Source organism: Nostoc sp. 'Peltigera membranacea cyanobiont' 213, assembly GCF_002245975.1.
GTDB lineage: Bacteria > Cyanobacteriota > Cyanobacteriia > Cyanobacteriales > Nostocaceae > Nostoc.
Map to the genome: position 1 here is coordinate 1 of NZ_NOLI01000148.1, position 19,320 is coordinate 19,320.

Annotated in this window: 18 protein-coding genes, 1 tRNA gene and 1 other RNA gene; 10 read left to right on the top strand and 10 right to left on the bottom strand. The window is 41.0% G+C overall.

Annotation, left to right across the window (positions count from 1 at the left end):
- The first annotated feature begins 124 nt into the window (after positions 1-124).
- The 4 genes from CDG77_RS28145 to CDG77_RS28160 all read left to right on the top strand — a co-directional run bounded on the left by CDG77_RS28145 (position 125) and on the right by CDG77_RS28160 (position 7,492).
- Complete coding sequence (locus CDG77_RS28145) at positions 125-4,804, top strand: GAF domain-containing protein (protein ID WP_094332567.1); 4,680 nt, start codon at positions 125-127, stop codon at positions 4,802-4,804.
- 259 nt (positions 4,805-5,063) lie between these two features.
- Positions 5,064-5,486 (top strand): DUF4363 domain-containing protein, encoded by a 423-nt coding sequence (locus CDG77_RS28150; protein WP_094332568.1) that lies wholly within the window; start codon positions 5,064-5,066, stop codon positions 5,484-5,486.
- A 175-nt stretch (positions 5,487-5,661) separates the two neighbouring features.
- On the top strand, positions 5,662-5,943 hold the full coding sequence (locus CDG77_RS28155; RefSeq protein ID WP_094332569.1) for a peptidase: 282 nt from the start codon (positions 5,662-5,664) through the stop codon (positions 5,941-5,943).
- A gap of 568 nt (positions 5,944-6,511) precedes the next feature.
- Entirely contained in the window at positions 6,512-7,492 is a 981-nt protein-coding gene (locus CDG77_RS28160) for an RNA polymerase sigma factor, RpoD/SigA family (RefSeq protein WP_094332570.1), read from the top strand.
- A 291-nt stretch (positions 7,493-7,783) separates the two neighbouring features.
- Here the strand turns inward: CDG77_RS28160 and CDG77_RS28165 are convergent, their stop codons facing one another.
- The gene (locus CDG77_RS28165) at positions 7,784-8,422 is read right to left on the bottom strand and encodes a HesA/MoeB/ThiF family protein (protein ID WP_094332571.1); all 639 of its coding nucleotides are present in this window, start codon (positions 8,420-8,422) and stop codon (positions 7,784-7,786) included.
- 30 nt (positions 8,423-8,452) lie between these two features.
- Positions 8,453-9,283, bottom strand: a complete 831-nt coding sequence (locus tag CDG77_RS28170) for a hypothetical protein (protein ID WP_094332572.1) — start codon at positions 9,281-9,283, stop codon at positions 8,453-8,455.
- 519 nt (positions 9,284-9,802) lie between these two features.
- On the opposite strand from CDG77_RS28170, the gene CDG77_RS28175 reads away from it, so the two are divergent.
- Complete coding sequence (locus CDG77_RS28175; RefSeq protein WP_094332573.1) at positions 9,803-10,252, top strand: WYL domain-containing protein; 450 nt, start codon at positions 9,803-9,805, stop codon at positions 10,250-10,252.
- A 59-nt stretch (positions 10,253-10,311) separates the two neighbouring features.
- Here CDG77_RS28175 and CDG77_RS28180 read toward each other — a convergent pair whose 3' ends face one another.
- The 4 genes from CDG77_RS28180 to CDG77_RS28195 all read right to left on the bottom strand — a co-directional run bounded on the left by CDG77_RS28180 (position 10,312) and on the right by CDG77_RS28195 (position 13,714).
- A complete protein-coding gene (locus CDG77_RS28180) occupies positions 10,312-11,745 on the bottom strand; it encodes a vWA domain-containing protein (RefSeq protein ID WP_094332574.1) in 1,434 nt (477 codons plus the stop codon).
- 469 nt (positions 11,746-12,214) lie between these two features.
- Positions 12,215-12,283: transfer RNA gene (locus CDG77_RS28185), tRNA-Leu, on the bottom strand.
- Positions 12,284-12,315: 32 nt separating this feature from the next.
- A complete protein-coding gene (locus tag CDG77_RS28190; protein WP_094332575.1) occupies positions 12,316-13,041 on the bottom strand; it encodes a hypothetical protein in 726 nt (241 codons plus the stop codon).
- 472 nt (positions 13,042-13,513) lie between these two features.
- Positions 13,514-13,714 (bottom strand): hypothetical protein, encoded by a 201-nt coding sequence (locus CDG77_RS28195; RefSeq protein WP_012407952.1) that lies wholly within the window; start codon positions 13,712-13,714, stop codon positions 13,514-13,516.
- 115 nt (positions 13,715-13,829) lie between these two features.
- Here CDG77_RS28195 and CDG77_RS38705 point away from each other — a divergent pair, with 115 nt between their 5' ends.
- Entirely contained in the window at positions 13,830-13,955 is a 126-nt protein-coding gene (locus tag CDG77_RS38705; RefSeq protein WP_258169459.1) for a hypothetical protein, read from the top strand.
- A gap of 98 nt (positions 13,956-14,053) precedes the next feature.
- Here CDG77_RS38705 and ssrA read toward each other — a convergent pair.
- The 3 genes from ssrA to CDG77_RS28205 form a co-directional block, all read right to left on the bottom strand.
- Positions 14,054-14,137, bottom strand: a transfer-messenger RNA (tmRNA) gene (gene ssrA, locus CDG77_RS36125).
- Positions 14,138-14,405: 268 nt separating this feature from the next.
- Entirely contained in the window at positions 14,406-15,074 is a 669-nt protein-coding gene (locus CDG77_RS28200) for a prolyl oligopeptidase family serine peptidase (protein ID WP_094332576.1), read from the bottom strand.
- Between the two features lie 297 nt (positions 15,075-15,371).
- Positions 15,372-15,689 carry a hypothetical protein gene (locus CDG77_RS28205; RefSeq protein ID WP_094332577.1) on the bottom strand — a complete coding sequence of 106 codons (318 nt, stop codon included), beginning with the start codon at positions 15,687-15,689 and terminating at the stop codon, positions 15,372-15,374.
- Between the two features lie 253 nt (positions 15,690-15,942).
- Between CDG77_RS28205 and CDG77_RS28210 the strand changes: the two genes are divergently transcribed.
- Positions 15,943-16,512: a Rieske 2Fe-2S domain-containing protein gene (locus tag CDG77_RS28210; RefSeq protein WP_094332578.1), complete on the top strand. Its 570-nt coding sequence runs from the start codon at positions 15,943-15,945 to the stop codon at positions 16,510-16,512.
- Between the two features lie 17 nt (positions 16,513-16,529).
- Here CDG77_RS28210 and CDG77_RS36885 read toward each other — a convergent pair whose 3' ends face one another.
- Positions 16,530-16,688: a hypothetical protein gene (locus tag CDG77_RS36885; protein WP_181154089.1), complete on the bottom strand. Its 159-nt coding sequence runs from the start codon at positions 16,686-16,688 to the stop codon at positions 16,530-16,532.
- A 433-nt stretch (positions 16,689-17,121) separates the two neighbouring features.
- Here CDG77_RS36885 and CDG77_RS28215 point away from each other — a divergent pair, with 433 nt between their 5' ends.
- From CDG77_RS28215 to CDG77_RS28225, 3 genes are all read left to right on the top strand, one after another.
- Positions 17,122-17,775 carry a DUF2301 domain-containing membrane protein gene (locus tag CDG77_RS28215; protein WP_094332579.1) on the top strand — a complete coding sequence of 218 codons (654 nt, stop codon included), beginning with the start codon at positions 17,122-17,124 and terminating at the stop codon, positions 17,773-17,775.
- Positions 17,775-18,464, top strand: coding sequence for an ElyC/SanA/YdcF family protein (locus CDG77_RS28220; protein ID WP_094332580.1), 690 nt, complete (start codon positions 17,775-17,777; stop codon positions 18,462-18,464). The genes CDG77_RS28215 and CDG77_RS28220 overlap by 1 nt, the downstream gene beginning before the upstream one ends.
- 120 nt (positions 18,465-18,584) lie before the next feature.
- Entirely contained in the window at positions 18,585-19,142 is a 558-nt protein-coding gene (locus CDG77_RS28225; protein WP_094332581.1) for a metallophosphoesterase family protein, read from the top strand.
- Positions 19,143-19,320: the final 178 nt, after the last annotated feature.

The window sequence follows — 19,320 nt, forward strand, 5'->3', positions numbered from 1 at the left end:
TTGGGGGTTAGGGGGAATTATTAAAAAAGAAGTCCTTATCTTGTTTCTCCCCATTCCTTAGTACCGAGTCCCCAGTCCCTAATCCCCATTCCCTAATCCCCCAGAATGTAGATAAGGCTTAAGGATGAAAGCACCATTACCTGATAACGAAGCACAGAGAATCGAGACGCTTTTGGAGTATAAGATTCTCGATACGCCACCTGAAGCCGCTTTTGACGACATCACCCGTTTAGCATCGTATATTTGTCAGACTCCTATTGCCTTAATTAGCTTAATTGATACAAATCGCCAGTGGTTTAAGTCAAAAGTCGGCTTGGAAGCTCTAGAAACACATCGAGATTTGGCATTCTGTGCCCATGCTATTCTACAGCCTGATGTTTTTGTTGTGCCTGATGCAACAGATGACGAACGGTTCGCCACCAACCCACTAGTAACATCTGACCCAAATATTCGCTTTTATGCTGGCGTTCCTCTGACTAATCCAGAGGGATATGCGTTCGGAACCCTGTGTGTAATTGACTACGTACCACGCGAACTTACCCCAGATCAGATAGAGGCATTACGAACATTAGGTCGTCAAGTCATCAAGCAATTGGAATTACGCCGAAATTTAGCAAGTTTGGTATTTGTGACTAAAAAAGGCAAGCAGGCACAGAAGGTAAGCAAACAATTTTTTAAAAAGATTGCGGCTGGTTTTGGTCTAGCATCAGTAATTTTAGTTTTGATTGGTGTAGTTTCCTATCAAAATACAAGAGTATCTATTAATAATCGCAGTATAGTAAAAAATACTTATAAAAAAATCAACACCCTAGAAGAACTACTATCTCAGATCAAGGATGCGGAGAATGGGCAACATAGTTATATTCTCACTGGCAAAGAAAATTATTTAAAACCTTATCAAGAAGCAGTTGCCAACATCGATCGAGAAATTGCCAAACTAAAAAATTTATCTACAGATGAACCAAACCAAGAAAAGCAGATTGCAACCCTTGAATCCCTGATTACAGCTAAACTTACTGAACTAAAACAGACTATCGACTTACGCCAGAACAAGGGATTAGAGGCGGCGTTGCAGGTGCTACTGACAGATAAAAGTCAAAATCTCATGGATGATATCCGCAAGGTGAGCAATGAGATAGAGAATGAGGAAAGGGCGCGGCATCAGCAAGTGTCACAAGCAGCAAAAGCTTGGACTCGCAAAACAACTGTAACAATTGCGATCGCTATTTGCCTAAGTTTTATCATTCTTGTTGTAGTTTACTACTTTATCTATCGTGAAGTCACTGAGCGCAAAAGGACAGAAGAAACCTTAAATCATGAACGCAATTTTATCTCAGCAGTCCTTGATACAGCTAGCGCGTTGGTAATAGTTCTCGATTCTCAAGGGCAAATCGTTCGTTTCAATCAAGCTTGCGAGCAAATAACAGGTTACTCCTTCGATGAGGTGAGGGGTAGGTGTTTCTGGAACTTGTTCTTACTTCCTGAAGAGGTGGAGTCGGTTAAAGCAGTTTTTGAGGAATTGCTAACTGGTAGAGGCTTTCTGGAGAAAGAGAACTATTGGGTAATGAAGGATGGTAGTCGCCGACTAATTGCCTGGTCGAATACCTTTTTAAAAAACTATGAAGGGTCAGTGGAATACATCGTTAGTACTGGCACTGACATCACCGATCGCAAGCGATCGCAACAGCAGCTAATTGCACAATATGCTGCAACCCGCGTTTTGGCGGAGTCCACGACGATCGGCGAGGCTACCCCCCAAATCTTACAAGGGATCTGTGAGAGTTTGGGATGGGATTTAGGGGAAATTTGGATGGTGGATCTGCAAGCAAATGTGCTGCGCCTTTCGGACATCTGGCATAAAGCCTCCCTTGAGGTGCAAGAATTTACAGCACTGAAGCGGCAAACCACCTTTATAAAAGGAGTTGGACTACCTGGGCGTGTCTGGGCTAATTCCGAACCTGTTTGGCTTACTGATATCGTCAAGGATCTGAATTTCCCTCACTTCCAAATCGCCAATCAAATAGGATTACACGCCGCTTTCGGTTTTCCGATCCGCAGTGGTAACAAAATCCTCGGTGTGATTACCTGCTTCAATCGTGAAATCCAACCACCCCATCCAGATTTAGCCAAAACGATGAATTCCATCGGCGAGCAAGTAGGGCAGTTTATTCAAAGGAAACAGGCTGAAGAGGAATTGCAACGCCAAAACTTGCGATCGCAACTATTCACCGAAATCACCCTTAAGATTCGCCAGTCTTTGCAAATCGAAGAAATTCTCCAAATCACTGTTGAGGAGGTACAAAAGATTCTCCAGACTGACCGAGTTTTGATCTATCAGCTTTTACCAGATGAATCTGCAACCACGGTCACGGAAGCAGTAGTTTCTGGCTTACCGACAATCAAGGAGCAAAACATCTCCGGCCCATACTTTAGAGCAGAATATCTCCAGCAGTACTATCTACAGCAATACCGTCAAGGACGGGTTTTCGGGCTGGCTGAATTGGATCTGCTGGAACTCCAACAAAGCAATCTGGAATTGTTACAACAGTTTGGAGTCAAAGTCAATTTGGTTGTACCCATACTTGTCAAAGACGAACTTCGCGGTTTGCTCATAGTCCATCAGTGTGATGATTCCCACCAATGGTCTAGTTTTGAAACCGATCTTTTGCGGCAAATAGCCGACCAAGTAGGTATTGCCTTAGCCCAAGCCCAACTATTAGCAGCAGAAACTCGTCAGCGACAAGAACTTGAAATTGCCCGTCGCCAAGCTGAATTAGCTTCTCAGACGAAAAGTGCCTTTTTAGCAAATATAAGTCATGAAATTCGCACTCCGATGAATGCTGTTTTGGGAATGACCAGTTTGGTATTAGATACTCCCTTAGACCCAGAACAGCGAGAATTTATTGAAATAATTCGGATTAGTGGAGACGCTCTTTTAAGTTTAATCAACGAGATTTTGGATCTTTCCAAACTTGAAGTTGGAGAGATGGCTCTAGAAACTCTAGATTTTGACCTATCCACTTGTGTTGAAGAACTGTTAGATTTATTGGCTCCTTCAGCCCATAATAAAGGATTGGAAATTGCCGCACTGATCGATCGCAATGTCCCCATCCACCTCAAAGGAGATGCTGGTAGACTGCGGCAAATTCTGATGAACTTGATGAGCAACGCTATTAAGTTCACCAGCAGTGGTGAAGTATTTGTGGAAGCAGAATTATCTTCCCTTTCCTCTACTACAGCCACCATTCATTTTGCCATCACAGATACAGGTCTTGGTATTAGCCCTGAAGACCAACGCAAACTCTTTACGCCATTTACTCAAGTGGATGCTTCTACCACTCGCAAGTATGGTGGTACTGGTTTAGGATTAGCCATCTGTAAACAACTGGTGACTTTGATGGGAGGAGTAATTGGGGTAGAAAGTCAGATGGGGAAAGGCTCGAAGTTTTGGTTTGAAGTCCCTTTTACCAAGCAACTTGACCCTGTTTTACCAAAATCCGAAGGCGGACTTTTGAACAATCGTCGCTTGTTAGTGGTAGACAGCAATGCTACTAATTGCAAAATTGTCTACCATCAAGCTACTAGGTGGGGAATGCAGGTAGATCGATCTGACAGTATTCCTGCTGCCCTGAAAGCTATTCAGGAAGCTTGTGAGCAGAAGAATTCCTATGATGTAGTCTTGGTTGATATGGAGGTGCCTCAAACAAATGGCATGACTTTAGAAGAACAAATTAAAGCCAATTCGGCAATTGCTGACATCCCTTTGATTGTTCTCACCTCTATTAATCAACGCGCTCAAATGCAACGGGCGCTGAAAGTAGGATTTGCTGCTTATTTAGTCAAACCCCTTAAGCCATCTCGACTCCTCGATACTATTATGACTATTCTAAAAACTCAGCCGGAAGCGGAACAAGGGGCTAGAGACTTAAGGTTAGAGGCTACTAAAGAAATTCCAAGTACAGAAACTTCCAGCATTCTTAATTCTTCTGTTAATGCCTCTACTAAATCTAAGTTAAGAATTCTCTTAGCTGAAGATAATTTGGTGAATCAAAAAGTAGCCTTAAAGCAACTCCAGAGTTTGGGCTACAAAGCCGATGTCGTTGCCAATGGCAAGGAAGTCTTGCAGTTATTAGAAAAAATTCCTTACGATTTGATTCTAATGGATTGCCAAATGCCAATTCTTGATGGTTTAGAAACTACAAAAGAAATTCATCGTTGGCAAGAGGATATTTTTGCTTTGCGTCGTCGTCCTGTGGTAATTGCAATGACGGCTAATGCAATGAAAGAAGACGAACAAATGTGTCTCAATGCAGGAATGGATGACTATCTGAGTAAGCCAATATTTAAAGAAAAATTAGCTGCGACTCTAGAGCATTGGACAGGCGCGATCTTCTCGCAACAAGAGGCAGTTGTGTACGAACAAACAGTTCCCAGCACAAACAACGGCACAGTTGACCTAGAAATTGATTGGGAACACTTGCATCGAATATCGGGAAATGACGCAGAATTTGAATTAAGTTTATTGCAAGTATGCGTTGAAGATATTAAACCCCGTTTAGAGATAATTAAAGCAGCGATCGCGGCTAATGACTTTGGACAAATTGTGCGAGAAACTCATCATCTCAAAGGTGCGAGTACCAATATTGGAGCCAGAGGTATGTATCTAGCGGCTGACAAACTAGAAAAATTAGCTTACCATCAACAGCTTAGAGATGCTACTAAGTTAATTTTAGAGTTAAAAGAATTTGTCAACTCCATTGAAGATTTTTTAACAAGAAGTAATTCAGGAGCTAGGGGTCAATAGTTTTGTTTGGCAGAAGCAGGAGATAGAAACTTTCTATGTGTATATTTTATACCTAGCTTACTTGAAAACTACTGTTAAGATGCAAAAACTGCCTTGATGTATACGTACCAGAATAATATTATACAAAAATTTACAAGGTTTTCGTAAAAAAATCTGCATATAATCTTCCAATATCTCCAGCAACATTAGACGACAGGTTTGCTGATATAGTAACTGATACCGTCGGTACTTGACGATTTATCATTATTCAAGAGGTCTTATGAAACGCTTAATCTACATCATCCCTGTTGCCGCAATTGGTTTACTGACATTGGTCGGATGCAACAGCGATCAAAAATCTACTACCCAGAGTCCTGCTACCACTGAAACAACTGCGGCGACAACAGTATCAAAAACTCCTGTTGCTACACAGGGAGGTTTTGATACTTTGGTCGGTGTAGTTTCAAATACAAAAACTGCGGTTCAAGCCGGAAAGTTTGACACAGCCCAACAGGAATTTAATAAGTTTGAAAACGCTTGGTCTAAGGTTGAGGATGGTGTCAAAACTAAATCTTCAAAAACCTATAATGTAATCGAAGATACTGCGACCCAGGTGAAGGGTTCGCTGAAAGCTAAAGATAAAGCGAAATCTCTTAAAGGGTTACAAACGCTTAACACAAATATCGCCACTGTTTCTAAGTAAGAAGTGAGAACCACAAATTAGCAGATTTTTCACCGAAAATCGGCGATAATCCGACTCTTTTAATGGATATCCGAGATAGCCGCCCGCCGATTTAGTCATTAGTCAAAAGTCATTGGTACTAATGACTTTTGACTAACAATATAATGACTTTGATTTCTCCAGGAGATTTTGGATAATGCGTTCATTTCGCAAATACCACCGGACTCTAGCGATTATTTTGGCTTTACCGCTTGCTGTAACATTGTTAACTGGTATTGCAGTTACGCTGGTAGGTGAATGGTCAGCTAACCTTGGAGTTCCTCGTAGTCTACTGCTTTCGATTCATCGTGGTGAAATCTTCGGTTTAGAGGGAATCTACCCGATTTTGAACGGACTAGGGCTATTGGGGTTATTGGTTACTGGATTAAGTATGACTAGTTTGTTTGGTAGGAAAAAGCCAAAATCTGGAAATAATTAGTCAAGAGCGATCGCAATCTTTTAAAGTATAAAAACAAGTAAGTTACCCTGCGATCGCAAAGAATCCCAAAGTAAAAATCAATAAACTTCTTACAGAAATTAGGAAAAGGAGTAATAAAAAACCTTTTCCCCTTAACATACATCTGTTTCCCCCTCTTGCAAAAGCTACTTTTGCAAGAGACTCCATAAGTTGCACCCACAAGGAGCAATGAAATATTTCTTCTCCCTGCGTCCCATTCCCTCACTAAATCGACATTCCATAGAATTTGGACAGACATAACTTTTTCAATTCTTTGACAAGCTCCTGTCACATCAAGCTCTTAACTTTAAAATATTAGTCTTGGCGAAATAATTAGACATGACAAGAATCAGAAAATATTTCCCAATTCTTTACTTTTACCTTTGAAAGTCAAGTTGCAAACCGATTGCACTCATAAGTAAAGTTAGCGCCTTAATTGTCAAAAATCAGAATTGCATTCTAATTTCATTTCTGAATGTCATACTAATTATGTCAGATTGAAATTTCTTTCCCTCTAAAGCAACAAGTCTTTCTCAAGGTTCAAATAACTATGAATAATCTATCTTACCAGTCTCTAGAAAATGAAAAACCTTTATCTACTGTTGATGCAGTGCGTACTTATCTTCACGAGATTGGACGTATACCTTTATTGACTAATGAGCAAGAGATTAATTTTGCCAAGCAAGTTCAAAAAATGATGGCTTTACTGGCTGCAAAAGAAAAATTAGCTATTCAATTAAAACGTCAACCAACACAACAAGAGTGGATTGAAAATACAAATATCGGTGAAAATTCACTGCTGCAACAGCTAGCTCAGGGACATCAAGCCAAGCAGAAAATGATTAAAGCTAACCTGCGGCTTGTAGTATCTATTGCTAAAAAGTATCAAAGACATAACCTAGATTTTCTCGACTTAATTCAAGAAGGAAGTTTAGGTTTAGAGCGAGGAGTTGAAAAATTTGACCCGACTAAAGGATATAAATTTTCAACCTATGGCTATTGGTGGATTCGTCAGGCAATTACACGAGCGATCGCCGAACAAGGACGTACTATCCGCTTGCCTATTCATATTACAGAAAAACTTAACAAAATCAAGCGGATTCAACGCGAGCTAACTCAAAAATTGGGTCGTACTCCGACAGCAGTTGATATCGCTGATGAACTATCTTTAGATCCAAAACAAATTCGAGATTATTTACTCTTAGCACGTCAACCTGTCTCTTTAGAATTACGAGTTGGCTCAGACAAAGATATAGAATTACAAGATATGTTAGAGGATCATGGACTGTCTCCAGAATTATACGCTGACCAAAAATTCCTCCAGCAAAATCTCCAAACTTTATTGTCAAAATTAAATCCCCAACAACGAGAAATATTAACTTTACGTTTTGGTTTAACAGATGAAAATGAACTTTCTTTAGCTGAGATTGGTCAACGTATGGGTATTAGTCGAGAACGAGTGCGACAGATAGAGCAACAAGCTTTGGGTAGTCTAAGAAGACATAAGGATAAGATACACAGCTATCTATAGTAATCCGATTTGATTCCTGAAATTATCTGCGTAGGTAGGGAACAGGGAATAGGGAACTCTTAACAGAAAAGAAGGGTATATAGGATTACTATTTGATTTTTGAACGAAATTACGTATTGTAGAGTGTGTTAGAACGGAGTTCGTAACGCACTATTATCAAGGGTTTGATGCGTTACGCTGTCGCTAACACATCCTACGGATATTTTCTCCAAATCAAACCGGATTCGTATAGATGTGTACGTTGCTCTTTAATTAAACTCGCATAATTTGATAAATTCTGATAATCGCAATCTATAAAAATAGAGATTGAACAGTCAGATCCTTCTGGGTGATGCTAAAGTTACGCTGTTCTGCTGTGGTAATGAATGAAACGATCGCCTCACACGCCACAGCAACAGTTAACATCACCAGGTTTCGCGCCAATGGATAATCGCAAACATCATCATTAACCTCAGAAGGAACGCGATAAACGTCATTCCAAATCACTTCTGCATAATCAGCCGATAGTCCAGCATGAAGACAAGGTATGCTTAATTGTTCAGCATAATCTTTCACTGCTTGACGCGCCACACTATTATCAAAGACATCGACAATTAACTGGCTGTCTTTGAGTAGTTGAGTTGTATTTGCTGGTGTCAATTCTTTTGTATTAGCATCAACTTTAGTACCAATTGCTCGATATAAATTGTTCGCCAAGATTTTCGCCTTGAACGCCCCAACATCAGAACGGTAGTAAGGCTGAGTCGATAGGTTCCGCTCCTCAATGCGATCGCGATCTATCACTGTAAGTTTATCAAAACCAGACCGAGCTAAGTTTTCTGCTATGTTAGCTCCCAATGCTCCAGCGCCACAAATGGTTACAGGATAGTTTTTCAACTTTGTCATCACAGCATTGGTGCGGTAAAGCTGTTCGTGAAAAAAGACACTCATAATAATTCGTAATTCGTAATTCGTAATTAACTACTCTTGTTGTTCTATGACAGCTACTAAGGATTGCAAGTCGAAATCGCGATCGCGTCCACTTAGGCAAATACCAGAACTAACAACAGTCAAGTCAGTTTTTGCGATCGCACTACTATGGCGAACACCATCAGCAGTTGTCCAATCGACTGTCCAATAATCGCTGCGATCGTGGAATTGGTTTAATTTACCCCCGCCCATTTGCAAAGCCTTTCTCAATCGCTTTTCATCCTGTTGGGGTTGAGTAAATCCCTCAATGCGCCGAGTTACTAATTCATACACTGTACGGATTTCTGGAGTAATGCCCTTAAACTGTAATTCTTCAGCCGGAATGAGTTGTTTGACGGCAGATTGCAGAGTTTCAACAATTACCGGATCGGTACGGCGATCTACTTCCTCAAACCAGCAAGACTGTCCATTCCATCGGGCAATGATTTGCTCAAAAGCGATACCCTCGGTAACTAAGTGGACTGCGATCGGTTTAACTATCTTCAACCGTTGACGCACATCTGCTTCATTTACAGGGTATGCCAACCAAGTTTGTTTTTGCAGTTGGTGTGCTAACCGCAACCGTATTTGGGGAAAGTGTTGCAGGTATTCTGCAATTTGGGGTAAGTCTGCTTCTTCTAGAACCGTTGCTGTCTTCTCATCCACAGCCTGAAAGATGCCCCAGCCTTCAAATTTACTAGGCTTTGGATTGAAGGTGTAAACCATCCCAGCTACTCGTGTGCTAACTCGTCCACCTTTAACACAAGGTGCAAGGAATTGGGTGGTATGTAATTGCGCTTCTGCGATCGCAATTTGGTTGATTAGCTTAAATATGTTAGTCATAACTAATATCAATTTTAAAAAATAAGGCTACCAATGCAACCCTATAAAATCTGACTTTCTTAATTACGAATTAATATAATTCTGCGTGCAAGTTGGTGGAGCATTGCGTGTTCTCAGTTACTAGAGGGACTCCACTGGTGAGTTGTTACACACTCTTTCAAGGATGGCTACTTTTAAGCCTACCTACCAGGTTCTTCGCACTCCCCGTTCACACACGCCCACTGTATTTGACAGTGTACCGTTCCTCTCGTACTAGTATGTAGGCTCCAAGAGTTGGGGCACGCAGGGATAGATAGTATATTATACTACAAAAAGCTATTTATCAGTTAAAAGTAAAGCTAATGTTTCATGTCATTAGTTTTTATGGGTTGTGAAACTTCGTACTTAGCGGCTCTAGTCCTTGAAATTGATCGATAAATCACTCACTACAAACCTTTCAAAATTAATGACACAGACCACTAGCAAAATTCGGGAAAAAAAGATTTAATAGTGGCAGTAGTATACAAGTACTAATGAATCATGACTAGAAAGAAAAATTCAGGTGATAATTTTGGATTCCAAAAGCCTAAAAATATAAAAGGTATAGAAAAACCAAAAAAGAACTTTCTTCCAAAAACACCACTACCCAATACCAAAGTATCAGAACCGCCACTACTCAATACAAAAGTATTAGAAGTATTAGAACTTATCAAACAAGCAATTACCCAAAAAAACTTAATAAGGTTTTACTATCAAGATTTTCAACGTATCGCAGAACCTTATATCCTTGGATTAAAGGATGGAGTTTTACAAGTTTTAGTTTATCAAGTTGGTGGTCAGAGCAGTTCAGGTGAACTTCCTGATTTGAGGCGTATGAATCTTGAGAATATGTTACATCTTCAAATTCTTGATGAAACTTTCTCTAGCAATCCTCCCTCTCTCTCTGGTAATCATAGTTCATGGGATGAAATCCTAGCTACTGTTAGTTAACTTTACAAAGTATGCAATGTTTACTATTACAAATAGTAAACATTGCCATACTTCAGAACTTACTTATCCTCTCTTACAGGCAACGGCATATCCAAAATCTCCATCAGCAAATCCAGACGAGAGGGGCGCGTTAGGAGTGGGACGATGTTCGGCAAGCTGTAGTAGTCACCCGCGAAAGTGAACGTATCTACAGGTGCTTGCTGCTGATTCAGTTGGCTCTCCACCCAGTTGTAATGAGTACCCACACGGACAATCACCACATTGGGCATTATCGCCAACTCCCGGCAGTAATTCTTGTAGACTTCACCGAAGTAAGGAGCAGCATTTTCGCCCTCATCCGTCACTATAATAATCTGGTCAACCACTTGCTTCTTCTTCCGCATTGCTTCCAATGCACAACCGATACTAGTACCACCACCTGCATTGATATGCTGGAAAGCACGCTCCCAGTCGCTCAACTCCTTGCCCTTAGCTGTAACAGCGTAAGGAATGGTGTCGAAGGCATAGACAAACAGTTCTGCCTTAGTGATACCAGAGATCAGGGCAGCAAGTTGCTTACCGATCGCGATCGCATTTTCCATTGAACCAGACTTGTCTACCAATAAAGCAGTTGGACGTGCGATCGCACCACGCCGTTTCACTTGCTCGTTTGTCACCTTTTCCAGTTGGGCAACGGTGTCTGCGTCAAAATCTCCTGCGTCTGTGGCAATCTGTGCTTTGAATGCTGAGACACGCCCACTCTTAGACGCTGCTTCCAGCTTGGAATCAATCAACTTCTTAACTTGTGGGTGATCCATTGCACCTCTAGTCTGGAGAGACTTGAGGTTGTTGATCGCTTCTTGTGGAGACATACTGTTGATTAACGCCACCAATACAACTGGAGTAAGTTGCTTGATTGCACCAACTGCGATCGTATAGGGAATTTTGAACTCCACAATCAGCCGTGCCTGTTCTGCGGCATTTTCTGCCTTTGCAAGCTGCTTCAGCACATTTGCTAAGGAACCCTCTGGAGGTGTATCGCCAAACAGAATCGCATTTGCCCGTTCATTTGGCTTGATGTGCAGTGAAGCATATAAGTGCTTCATTGCCTTACGACCTCGCAAAGCGGCGCGATCGAACAGAGCCGGATTGCTCTCCCGTGTCTTCAAATAACGCCGTACCGCAGTCCGAGCCGAACGAGGCAGCTTATTTTGCTGCTGCTTCATGAAATCCACCACACGAGCCACCTGATAAGGCGGAAACTCTTGCAGCATCATAAATCCAGCATCCCGGTGTTCAATCAAATTGCTGGTGAGTAAATGAGCTAAGAATACTTCTTTATGGTCGCGGACATCGCCATGACGCTGATACCAGACAGCTAGATGTCCGTAGAAGATGGGATCGAGTTCAACAATTAACTTGTGAATTTCTGCGACTTGCTCAAGTTTGCGGTGAGGAGTTGTGAGCAAACTGTTGAGCATTTCCAGACGCAGATCGCGTTCTGCGGTATTCATGGGAACCTCCTTTAGGAATTTTGGATTTTGGATTTTAGATTTTGGATTGCAATCTAAAATCCAAAATTGCAGGAGGCAGATGTTGCACGCGGGGCGATAAAGTCACCGCGCAAGTTGTAGAAGCATTGAGTATAACTTGTGCAGAGTTATGTAAGCTTCTGCGATCGGGGCGCGGCAACAACTGCCAAGTAAAAGGGACTGGGGACTGGGGATTAGGGACTGGGTAATAAGCGGAAAATTATCGAATTTGCTCTTACTCCCTATGCCAAGAAATTTGAATTTTCTACTAAATTGGAATTTCTATGTAGCAGTCCTGATTAGTAAGTGAAATTTTCTGTCTTTTCTCTTTACCTTCACGTCCTTTGCGGTTCGTTTAAAAAACTAGTTTTCGCAACTCAAAGGCACTGAAAGCAAAGAGAAATTATCATCAAATAAGATCGCTTCGTGCAAGTCGAAAAAGCTGTTGATTCACACACGGGATTTGAACCCGTATTTGCTTGCTCTTAAGTCAAGTGCCTTACCATTCGGCTAGTATGTAAGCTTTTTCAGTTAGGGCACGAAGTGAAAATTTTAGGTTTTAGAAAGTTGATTTAAAATAAATCGAATTTCTTTCTTGTTACACTGCTGTTTCTTAACAGCGTAAATCATTCGACCTCTATACATTGCCGCAGAACGATGAATTATCCCTTTGACAATATCCGTCACATAATGAGTTGGTGGCGGTGGAAAATCTTCAAAGGTAATGAAATACCAAATCTCGTTTAGCTTCTGGTATTGATGATAATTATCAATGATGACAATATCAGTTTGTTCCTGCTTTTGCTTCTGCTTTCGAGGTACTTTCTCGGCTGCACAAAGAATTCCAGTTTCAGGATGGATATAGAAGCGATCGCGATGGCTTGTATTTAGCTGATTTCGATACCCTTGATAAGGCTTGCTATAAAAACCACCATCAATTATTTCCACATACCGTTCAACGTAGTCCCACAAATGATCGATAACATGCTGTCCTGCCATTGTGTTGGGATCTAATCGTTGACACAGTTGGCTGTAAACCTCATTCCAAGGCTGTCCGACTTGCGATCGCAAAAACCGACGCAGGGGGCCGAGATGGTCTGAAAGATACTTGGATTTATTTATTGGTTTAATCAGGTAAGAATTAAACAATCCATCCTGGATTGCATCCTCGGTGATTTTGTATAATTGCTTCTTAAAGCCAGTCACCTTTTTGAGGCTAATTCTCCTCCCACCGCGAGGACGCTCAATCACAATCTCGCTCAAACGATGTTCGCTCATATCTCACGTTGTTGAAATTCAGTTGTTCTAATTGAGTTGTTATTAAACATGAGTTAGCTAACATCATTGAACTCACCTCCGTATTGAGTAAAGGTTATAGATAAATACAATTCAAATAATTGAAATTCCGCGCAAGTTAGCAAAGCAGTTTTACAATTGCCTATACCAATTTGGCTACGCTCCCATCAAAGGGAGCGGCAGGAATCGAACCTGCGATCCGTTGCCGGATAGTGTGTGTAGACTTCACAAGTTAGGGCGCGGAATTATGTCTTAAATCATTCCGTGCAAGTTCAAGAAGCTTTTTACAGCTACGGCCGCTCTTACCAAATATTGGCAGTGGGCACGCACGCTAAATCTGCGAGAGACTTAGAAATCATGCTTCGCTGATTCGATCGCTCGAACTTTACTACCTTAGGACCGTTATCAATGTGTATGTATGCTTCTTCTGTTGGGGCACGGATGACTTTGAAATTTAACCATAGACAGCTTCAGGGCGGACGATCAGATCGCCACTAGGACGGCGATCGATTACGTAAGCAGAAAGGCGATCGCTATTCACATCTAAATGCCGAGCAACCCGCTCCTTCACCGCCACATCATTCATCCCTGCTGCAATTCCCAACTGTGTTTTTGGCACATCAACAGAACGTCCTTCAAATCGAATATGAACCATTACAATCACCTCTTCTTTTAATTACGAATTACGAATTACGAATTACGAATTCGTATTAGTGGATCTGATCGGGATTGAACCGATACCCTCCCTGTGAGAGTTACACTCACACCTCATGCAAGTTGAAAAAGCTGTGGTTACACCGCAGGAATTGAACCTGCACCTTATCGTTTTAGAGACGATCGCTCTACCATTGAGCAAGTATGTAAGCTTTTTCTGTCAGGGCACAAGTGACATCTAGGAACTCTACCGTTAGAGCTACAGACCCAAGTTTGTATAATTGCGATGCTCTCAATCTTGCGAAGGAAGCGTCTACACAACTTCAACCGCAGTCAAGTTTGGTGGAGCCGTCGGGAATCGAACCCGAATCCTGCAACCGTCCGTTTGTTGGCTTCGGAGCAGTCGAACACCAATCGCGGCCCCAAAAGTGGCATCTATGCAATTGTCAAGCTTCTGAGAGGTTTTAGTTTTGCCTTTTGAGCAGGCTTTTATTTTTCATACTACAAATGTAGTATGAAACCGACATTATGTCAAGAGGGTACTACAAATTTCGCAGTTCAATGCGTGTCAATTAGATTAGATCCCAATTCTGTATATTTAACGCTCTGCTCAGAAAGCGCACTATTAATCCTAATACAACTCAAGATTCTAATTTAATTTAAAGGGTATTCCAATGCAGAGAAAACTATCTCTAACCCACAGTCTGCTGCCGCCAATGTTGTAAAAACCACTCATATAATTCTGGGTTATTATATGTCTGCGTCCATGAGTCGTGATTGGCTTCTGGGTAAACTGTAAATTTTACATTCCCGTCGTGGACTTTGAGTGCAGAAACCATAATTTCTGACTCACTTAAGGGAACGACATTATCTTTGGCTCCGTGAAATGCCCACACAGGAAGATTTTTCAACTTACCTGCTGCTTGGGGATTACCGCCGCCACAAATAGGCGCGATCGCAGCAAATCGTTCTGGCTGTGCTGCTGCTAAATGCCATGTTCCGTAGCCACCCATGCTTAAGCCGGTCAGGTAAACCCGATCTGGATCGACAGCACAGGATGCAATAACCTCATCTAGAAGGGTACTCAATCGCTCTATATTCCAATATTCACGGCGCGGACATTGGGGAGAAATGACAATGAAGGGAAAATCCGACTGTTGTTCTACAACCTTGGCGACACCGTGCTTTCTGACATCATCTAAGTCAGAACCTCGCTGACCCGCACCGTGTAAAAATAAGATTGTTGGTAAAAGTGCCTGTTGTATTTCGTTGCGATCGCCATCTGGGTGCAGTCCATCTGGTAAAAATAGCAGGTAGTTATAGCTGTCAGTAGAAGTAACGTGTCGTTGTAGTGGCGGCATAACATTAAAAAACTTTGTTAGTTCAACGTCTATGAACAGCTATTTTATAACTTGGTCGCTATGTTGCTTACTGTTCGGTATAAGTTTATGCTTAGGCGTTCGTGCAACTACTCCACAGGAGGATCGCGTTGCAAAAAAATGGATAAAGTCAAGCTTAGTATTTCTGACATCTACCATTACGTTTATATTTTGATAGTGTCATGAATAAACTAACTCGATCCAAAAAGACAGATACGGGGACGCAAAGAAATAACTCTCCATGTCCCCGTGCCTCCGTGTCTCTTCAATGAGTGACTACTACCAAATCCGATTTCCATTTTCGTCAACTCGTGCTTGCCGAATTACGTCGGAAATTTCTTCAGCATCTTTAACGTGGTGGAGTGCCTTCTTTTCTCCGTTAGGTTCATCCACAACGAAGTAAGTCGGGACTGTGATTCTATCACCTGTAATATCTGGTACATCATCAACAGCTTTCTGTTGAGCTTTTTCTTCAACAGATTGAGACTCATCAGCAATCTTATCTCCAGGATTTGCAGTTAAGTTTCTTTCCTTCACATTGGGTTCTTCGCTAGAATACGAATCTTTACTCACTGGTTGATTATTCTCAGTTGTCATAGCTTTTTGAGGTATTAAACAATGTATCTTTACCAATAACACTGTAGAAAATCCTAGATACAAGATGTTCTTTCTCTAGAGAGACTTTGAGAATAGATTTGATAAGAACACTTCTTAAGTTAGATATTTTTTGTTGGCACTACTATTTAGTCCTAAATACGGTATTCTTACTACTCAACAACTTAAAAATGAAGAATGATTCTAAGCGATCGCACCGTAATATGTTAGTAGACCTTTCTTGGTAAATCGGGTCATGAAAGAAAATTTTTCTCCAAATCCCAAAATTCCAGCTAGTAGAAAAACGCGCCGCGATTTTTTAACTTACACGCTAGGTGGTACAGCAGCATCATTAGCGATCGGATATCTATTTCCCAAAGTCAGCCAAAGTCATGAGATCGGCCTAGAAACCCTTTGCTCTTTGTATCCAAAGAATTCGCGCTGTCAAAATTATCTTCCCGGATCTCTCGCACGAGACAAAGACGGTAAAGAAATTCAGGCTAATGCATTATTGACAACCGCAAAGCCTGGAATTCCGATTCTTGTAAAAGGCTTACCAGACAATAGCGTTGATTATCTGATCGTTCAAGACGGGCCAAAGATTGCTGAGTACGCCATCAATCCAACTTGTACCCATTTAGGATGTACAGTTGAGTGGAATCTTGAGAAGAATCACTTTATTTGTCCTTGTCATGGATCTCAATACGATTCTCAGGGTCGAGTCGTTCATGGCCCAGCCAAACGAGCTTTACCACTTATCACTGTAGTAGTCAAGCAAAACCAAGTTAGTCTAGTCGATCGCAAACCTGCTGTAGATCCTCGTTAACTTATACTACTATCAAATTAGATTAGACAATGCCACCATACTTTTTCAGCACGGATGAGCAAGTTAGAAATTAGAGTTGTTGCTAAATAAGACCTAAAAGGGTCTACACCCTTGCAACTATTTAGACAAATGCGATCGCTCATCTGGCTTTTAACTATGGTGTTATCTGATGCCATTTTTTTATGCACTAAATTTAAAATTTGTCAATCTATAATGTCTAGGACTAAAGTCAAATTTTAGAATCAAGTCCTCAGCTAAACTAGAGACTATACAAACCGTTGTTAATTACTAGTACATGCTAGCGGAGGTTTGCCTACCCTTAATGAGAAGATTTTACCCCTTGTTAGTCTGGTTAATTGAGATGGTAGCTAGGATTTCCACCGTGACGAGACTAGTTACTATGTCTTTGGCTCTCCAAGGAAATCTAGTCAAACGGTAGAGAAAACTCGTCCGATACCATGTATGTGAAGTCAGCCGATACTACAAAAGTGACCTAAAAATTTTGGCATTGTGACACTTAAGTTAGTTTCCTTGCCCATAATAATAAAAGTAAGCTTTCAGGAATTTCCCGTTGTACTCTATTAGTAAATCGTAACAATATTTTTAACTATGACTACGCAAACACTATCTTCACCAGAAGTTTATCAAGGTCAGTTTGGGGAATTTACAATTACTCAGAGCGATCGCACTAGCGTGATTATCTACCGTGCCGGCTTAATGGGAGCAGCACTGAGCTTTGCCATCGGTAGCGGTTTGGTTTTGTTCAACAATAACCCGATTTTAACTGCACTTACACCTTTATATACTTGTTTTAGTCTCGCTCTTGGTGTAAGTTTATTTACCATTCATATCTACATGGCATCACTGCATCGAATGTTGCAAATTTTTTGGGCTATCGGTAGTATAGCGTCAGTGATTCTGGCAATCTCTAATACTGAACCTTTAGCTCTGACTGTTTACAATCAGCCTCTCACCTTATTTGGAGTTGGTTTTATTTTCGTTGCTTTGACAGGGATTTATTTTAAAGAGGCTTTTTGCTTCAATCGTTTGGAAACCAAAGTATTAACCCTAATAGTACCGCTACTGTTGTTAGGACATTTGGTGGGAATTTTACCAGTTGAGGCTGAAAGTGTTTTATTAGGAATTTGGGCAACGTTGTTTTTGGTATTTGCCTTGAGAAAGACAGTGCAAGCAATTGCTGCTGATATTGGAGATAAGTCTGTATTTACTTACTTAAAAGAACAACGTTTAGCTAAGGTTTAATGCAGGCAAAAAATCGTCGGCGTCAAAAATTTCCAAAAATCAAACTAATAAAACGCCAAGAAATGTGGACACTTACGGCTCAGGGGTGGGCGATTGCGATCGCTTTGATTGCTTACTTAATATTTTTCACTATCACTCATGTACACTCATTTCTCGCCGTGACTTCCCCGATCAAATCAGCAGAAATATTAGTTGTTGAAGGATGGCTACCAGATTATGCCATCCAACAAGCTTTGACTGAATTTAAAAACGGTTCTTATCGTCTAGTAATTACCACGGGAGGCTCAATAGAAAAAGGAAATTATCTTAGCGAATACAAAAACTTTGCAGAAGTATCAGCTGCCACCTTTGAGAAACTCGGTTTAGAATCGGAGAAGGTGGTAGCTGTTCCTACACCTATGGTAATTAAGGATCGTAGTTATGCATCTGCTGCCGAGTTCGATCGCTGGCTATCTAATTCAAATTTAAAGCTACAATCAATTAATCTTTTTTCTTTGGACGTTCACACTCGTAGAAGTTGGTTGCTGTTCAGAAAACTACTCAGCCCTAAAGTCAAAGTTGGGGCGATCGCTGCTGAAACCCAAGATTACGATCCAAACAAATGGTGGGATTCTAGCCAAGGCGTGCGGACAATTATTGATGAAGGTGTCGCTTATATTTATGCGCGGTTTTTGAATTGGAAAGCCTAAAAGTAATAATTCATAGTTCATAATTTGGCTGCGTTATTAGCGAAAAATGGAAAAAGTTGAGCTATCCTCCCAGGAGTTACCTTTACAATTTTTCAAAAATACCCTAACAAAACAGGTTCAATGATGATTTGGTTTACTGCTGATACTCATTTCGGGCATAAAAAAATCTTAGAGTACACAGAAAGACCGTTTTCTTCTGTTGAGGAGATGGATGAAGCATTAATTGAGAACTGGAACAGCAAAGTCTCTGCTGATGATGAAGTGTATCATGTAGGAGATGTTGGACTGTGTTCTCCTCAGAAATTACAGAAAATTCTTCAACGGCTTAACGGTAAAATATATCTGATTCGTGGCAATCACGATAAAGCAGCCGAAGCTTGTAAAGACCGTTTTGAGTGGATCAAAGATTATTACGAGTTGACAATGCCAGATTCTGAGGCATATCAAGGCAGACAATTAATCGTTCTGTTGCACTATGCTATGAGAGTTTGGCAAGCTTCTCACTACGGTACTTGTCATCTTTACGGACACTCACATGGTCAATTACCTGACGATTCCACGTCTTTATCTTTTGATGTGGGGGTAGATTGCCATAATTATGCACCTATAAATTACAATGATGTTAAACGTATTTTGAAAACAAAAAACTGGATAGCTCCCCAACTGAGGGGAGATTAGGTAAAGGGATTGGGTGCAAAATGGAAAAAATTTTAGTGCAGGCTTTTACCTATTACTAAATTTTAAACAACTCTTTCCTAGTATCCAGAAGGACGTTTTTAGGGCTTTCCAAGAAATAAATTATCCATTTTGTGGGATGGGCATCTTGCCCGTCCTAATATTGGGGACGGGCAAGATG

What these genes read in the sequence shown, in the direction of transcription:
- CDG77_RS28150 (WP_094332568.1), top strand. Translation starts at nt 5,064, where the DNA reads ATGAAACGCTTAATCTACATCATCCCTGTTGCCGCAATTGGTTTACTG.
- CDG77_RS38705 (WP_258169459.1), top strand. Translation starts at nt 13,830, where the DNA reads ATGCAAGTTGAAAAAGCTGTGGTTACACCGCAGGAATTGAACCTGCAC.
- CDG77_RS28160 (WP_094332570.1), top strand. Translation starts at nt 6,512, where the DNA reads ATGAATAATCTATCTTACCAGTCTCTAGAAAATGAAAAACCTTTATCT.
- CDG77_RS28200 (WP_094332576.1), bottom strand. Translation starts at nt 15,074, where the DNA reads ATGCCGCCACTACAACGACACGTTACTTCTACTGACAGCTATAACTAC.
- CDG77_RS28195 (WP_012407952.1), bottom strand. Translation starts at nt 13,714, where the DNA reads ATGGTTCATATTCGATTTGAAGGACGTTCTGTTGATGTGCCAAAAACA.
- CDG77_RS28145 (WP_094332567.1), top strand. Translation starts at nt 125, where the DNA reads ATGAAAGCACCATTACCTGATAACGAAGCACAGAGAATCGAGACGCTT.
- CDG77_RS28220 (WP_094332580.1), top strand. Translation starts at nt 17,775, where the DNA reads ATGCAGGCAAAAAATCGTCGGCGTCAAAAATTTCCAAAAATCAAACTA.
- CDG77_RS28215 (WP_094332579.1), top strand. Translation starts at nt 17,122, where the DNA reads ATGACTACGCAAACACTATCTTCACCAGAAGTTTATCAAGGTCAGTTT.
- CDG77_RS28210 (WP_094332578.1), top strand. Translation starts at nt 15,943, where the DNA reads ATGAAAGAAAATTTTTCTCCAAATCCCAAAATTCCAGCTAGTAGAAAA.
- CDG77_RS28175 (WP_094332573.1), top strand. Translation starts at nt 9,803, where the DNA reads ATGACTAGAAAGAAAAATTCAGGTGATAATTTTGGATTCCAAAAGCCT.
- CDG77_RS28165 (WP_094332571.1), bottom strand. Translation starts at nt 8,422, where the DNA reads ATGAGTGTCTTTTTTCACGAACAGCTTTACCGCACCAATGCTGTGATG.
- CDG77_RS28180 (WP_094332574.1), bottom strand. Translation starts at nt 11,745, where the DNA reads ATGAATACCGCAGAACGCGATCTGCGTCTGGAAATGCTCAACAGTTTG.
- CDG77_RS28205 (WP_094332577.1), bottom strand. Translation starts at nt 15,689, where the DNA reads ATGACAACTGAGAATAATCAACCAGTGAGTAAAGATTCGTATTCTAGC.
- CDG77_RS28155 (WP_094332569.1), top strand. Translation starts at nt 5,662, where the DNA reads ATGCGTTCATTTCGCAAATACCACCGGACTCTAGCGATTATTTTGGCT.
- CDG77_RS28190 (WP_094332575.1), bottom strand. Translation starts at nt 13,041, where the DNA reads ATGAGCGAACATCGTTTGAGCGAGATTGTGATTGAGCGTCCTCGCGGT.
- CDG77_RS28170 (WP_094332572.1), bottom strand. Translation starts at nt 9,283, where the DNA reads ATGACTAACATATTTAAGCTAATCAACCAAATTGCGATCGCAGAAGCG.
- CDG77_RS28225 (WP_094332581.1), top strand. Translation starts at nt 18,585, where the DNA reads ATGATGATTTGGTTTACTGCTGATACTCATTTCGGGCATAAAAAAATC.
- CDG77_RS36885 (WP_181154089.1), bottom strand. Translation starts at nt 16,688, where the DNA reads ATGGCATCAGATAACACCATAGTTAAAAGCCAGATGAGCGATCGCATT.